Raw genomic sequence first — 3,656 nt, forward strand, 5'->3', positions numbered from 1 at the left:
TTTTATAGGCGAACTTATATATGACAAACAAGATCATCAACGCGCTTTGAAAGCAGCAACAGGTTCTTTACTAGGATTCCTGGCTTCTTCCTTCATGAAGTTTATTGTATGTATAATGTATTTGGGATTATTCCTTTGGATTGTATGGCAACATAAATCACAATTACTTCAATTCTAATGTTGTAATTTTCGGGGGAAAAGGGGGGGGTAGACAAAAATAAAAAATCCTTTAAGCGTTTGTTTACAACGTTTAAAGGATTTTTAAAGTGCGGATAATAGGACTCGAACCTACACGCCTTGCGGCACCAGATCCTAAGTCTGGCACGTCTACCAATTTCGCCATATCCGCGTAATTGTGGGTGCAAATATAAACATAAGTTCTAACTTTCAAAGGAATTTATTCAAAAATATTCTTTCTCTTTTTTGTACTTTTGAAAGTATCAAATTTTAAACCACTATGGAAACCATAAAATCATATGTTCAGGAGCACAAAAATCGTTTCATTAGCGAATTATTCGAACTCTTAAAAATGCCTTCCATAAGTGCCGACAAATCTTATCATCAGGACATCCTTAATACTGCCGATGCCGTAAAAGTCAGTCTGGAGAAAGCAGGCTGCGATTTTGTTGAAATTTGCCAAACGCCTGGAAACCCAATTGTGTATGGCGAAAAAATAATCGATGCTGCTTTACCAACGGTTTTGGTTTACGGACATTATGACGTACAACCCGCAGATCCAATCGAGTTATGGACTTCTCCTCCATTCGAACCCGTTATCAAAAAAACGGATATTCATCCCGAAGGCGCCATTTTTGCCCGCGGTTCCTGCGACGACAAAGGTCAAATGTACATGCACGTAAAGGCATTCGAATATATGATTCAATCGAATACTTTGCCTTGCAACGTGAAATTTATGATTGAAGGCGAAGAAGAAATTGGTTCCAAAAATTTGGGTTGGTTTGTAGAACGCAATCAGGAAAAGTTAAAAAATGACGTGATTTTAATTTCCGATACGGGAATGATTTCCAATCAACAGCCTTCTATTACCACTGGATTACGTGGTTTGAGTTATGTAGAAGTGGAAGTTACGGGACCTAATCGAGATTTACATTCCGGATTGTATGGTGGAGCTGTTGCTAATCCCATCAATATTTTGACAAAAATGATTGCTGCTCTTCACGACGAAAACAATCGTGTCACTATTCCGGGATTTTACGATAAAGTAGACGAATTATCATTGGAAGAAAGAACCGAAATGGCTAAAGCGCCTTTCGTTTTAGAAGATTATAAAAAAGCATTAGACTTGAATGATGTTTATGGCGAAAAAGGATATGTTACCAACGAAAGAAACTCTATTCGTCCGACACTTGATGTAAACGGAATCTGGGGCGGTTACATCGGCGAAGGAGCAAAAACCGTCATTCCGAGTCAGGCTTTCGCCAAAATTTCGATGCGATTGGTTCCGAATCAGGATTGGAACGAAATCACCGAACTGTTTACCAAACATTTTCTCAGCATTGCTCCTGCCGGAGTGAAAGTAAAAGTAAAACCACATCATGGGGGACAAGCTTATGTTACCCCAATAGACTGTATCGGTTACAAAGCCGCCAATAAAGCCTATACTGAATCCTTTGGTGTTCCTGCAATCCCTGTACGTTCCGGCGGAAGCATTCCTATTGTTGCTTTGTTCGAAAAAGAACTAAAAAGTAAAACTATTTTAATGGGATTTGGTTTAGACAGCGACGCTATTCATTCACCAAACGAACATTTCGGGATTTTCAATTACCTGAAAGGGATTGAAACGATTCCGTTGTTTTACAAGTATTTTGTGGAATTGAGTAAATAAAAAAGAAACACGAATTTCACGAATTAAAATTTGTGAAATTCGTGAAATTCGTGTTTGATTTTAGGGATTATAACCTAAATAAGGCATTGCCTGTTCCTTAAAAACAACTCCATATTCTTCCAATTCTTTCAAAATAGGCAAATACACTTCTTCCCGAATTGGGAGTTGGACTCCTGGAGTTTTAATCTTTCCGTTCAATATTAATAAGGTTGCCATTGCAACGGGCAAACCAACCGTTTTCGCCATTGCCGTATAGGTTTGATCTTCGCCAATGCAGACCATTTTGGAATCTATTTGCTGTTTTTTACCATCTAATTCATAGCCAAATTTATGATACATCACAATCATGTCTTTGTCTTTGGGTTGCAATGTCCAACTGTCTGTTAGGATTTTTTCGAGGATTTGCGCTGGAGTGGCATCTTTCAAACCTACTTTTTTGTTGGGATTGAATAAATCCAATTCCAATAATTTATCCCACATAATATCGTCCTGATCAATTTTCAGAATAAAACGCATCTTAATTTCTACAGAATCCGTTGGATGATAGGGCAAAAAAGAATTTACAAATTGGCGGTAACTCATAGTTTCTGACCCTTCCATAATATAGCTATCATCAGTCATTCCGAGTTGGACGAACATATTCCATGCTTTAGAAAAACCCACTTTTCGAATGGTTCCTCTGAACAACGTCTTTATATCATTCAAACCATAAACATCCAAATATTTCAAAGAATCCCGGTTCGAATAAGCCTCAAATCGTCCGTAACCTTCGACTTCCAGAAATTCAGTTCTGCGGAATAAACTTCCGTAGGGAATGTATTTGTAAGTTCCTTCCTGAAGGAATTTTGCTGTTCCTCCCTGACCGGCAAGGACCACATTTCGAGGCGCCCAGGTAAATTTATAATTCCACAAATTCGTGTCGGATTCCGGAGCCACAAGACCACCACAAAAGGATTCGAATAAAATCATTTTACCACCTTTGGCTCTGATTTCATTAATTACTTTCATGGCACTCATATGGTCAATCCCAGGATCCAGACCGACTTCATTCATGAAAATCAAATTATTTTCTTTAGCTAAAGCATCCAATTCCTGCATGGCATCACTAACATAGGAAGCGGTGACCAAATGTTTTTTAGAGACGACACAATCCCTGGCTACTTCAATATGAAGATGCGCAGGCAACATCGAAATCACTACATCTGCTTTTTGAATCAATTCTTGTCTTTGATTTTTATCGAAAATATCTAAGGCGATTGCCGTTGCATTGGGATGATTATTCGTTTTCTTTTGGGCAGAAGCCAACGACAAATCTCCGATAATAAGATGTAGGTTTTCTTTATCGGATTTGTTTAAAAGATATTGAATCAATGACGAAGCTGATCTTCCTGCTCCAATGATTAGAATGGTTCTCATAACTGTAATTATTAAGACAAATGTAAGTTAATCATAAATAAAAATTGGAGCAACAAAAAGTATCGTTAAAATTAATTTTCCTTCAGAAGAAGCGTTATTTTTGTAGTTAAAATTTATACGAAATGAACAAAAAAATAATTTCTACGGGAGCAATTTTTGGAATGATTGCGATAATTTTAGGTGCTTTTGGTGCTCATGCCTTAAAAAAAGTTTTATCAATCGAACAGCTTTCCACCTTCGAAACCGGAGTAAAATACCAAATGTATCACGCTTTGTTTTTATTGTTCATCGGATTGGCTGAACTTTCCCAAAAAGCTAAGAAAACAATCTACAACCTAGTTGTTTTTGGAATAATCTTCTTTTCGGGATCGATTTATTTATTGGCTACCAATGA

The 3,656-nt window shown here is 37.4% G+C and carries 4 protein-coding genes and 1 tRNA gene; 3 read left to right on the forward strand and 2 right to left on the reverse strand.

The window, feature by feature from the left end:
• Positions 1-4 precede the first annotated feature (4 nt).
• Positions 5-178, forward strand: a complete 174-nt coding sequence (locus tag VLB74_RS12570) for a DUF456 domain-containing protein (RefSeq protein ID WP_325203805.1) — start codon at positions 5-7, stop codon at positions 176-178.
• An 89-nt stretch (positions 179-267) separates the two neighbouring features.
• On the opposite strand, the gene VLB74_RS12575 is transcribed toward VLB74_RS12570, so the two are convergent.
• Positions 268-349 (reverse strand) — tRNA-Leu (locus VLB74_RS12575).
• 108 nt (positions 350-457) lie between these two features.
• Here VLB74_RS12575 and VLB74_RS12580 point away from each other — a divergent pair.
• Positions 458-1,846, forward strand: coding sequence for a dipeptidase (locus VLB74_RS12580; protein ID WP_325203802.1), 1,389 nt, complete (start codon positions 458-460; stop codon positions 1,844-1,846).
• A 60-nt stretch (positions 1,847-1,906) separates the two neighbouring features.
• On the opposite strand, the gene VLB74_RS12585 is transcribed toward VLB74_RS12580, so the two are convergent.
• Complete coding sequence (locus VLB74_RS12585) at positions 1,907-3,262, reverse strand: saccharopine dehydrogenase family protein (RefSeq protein WP_325203803.1); 1,356 nt, start codon at positions 3,260-3,262, stop codon at positions 1,907-1,909.
• 122 nt (positions 3,263-3,384) lie between these two features.
• On the opposite strand from VLB74_RS12585, the gene VLB74_RS12590 reads away from it, so the two are divergent.
• Positions 3,385-3,656, forward strand: a 272-nt coding sequence (locus VLB74_RS12590) for a DUF423 domain-containing protein (RefSeq protein WP_325203804.1), incomplete at its 3' end; no start/stop codon positions are given.

The organism is Flavobacterium sp. (assembly GCF_035456225.1).
GTDB lineage: Bacteria > Bacteroidota > Bacteroidia > Flavobacteriales > Flavobacteriaceae > Flavobacterium.

Bases quoted from the DNA above. Each gene is read 5' to 3' on its own strand.
- VLB74_RS12580 (WP_325203802.1), top strand. From the start codon at position 458: ATGGAAACCATAAAATCATATGTTCAGGAGCACAAAAATCGTTTCATT.
- VLB74_RS12585 (WP_325203803.1), bottom strand. From the start codon at position 3,262: ATGAGAACCATTCTAATCATTGGAGCAGGAAGATCAGCTTCGTCATTG.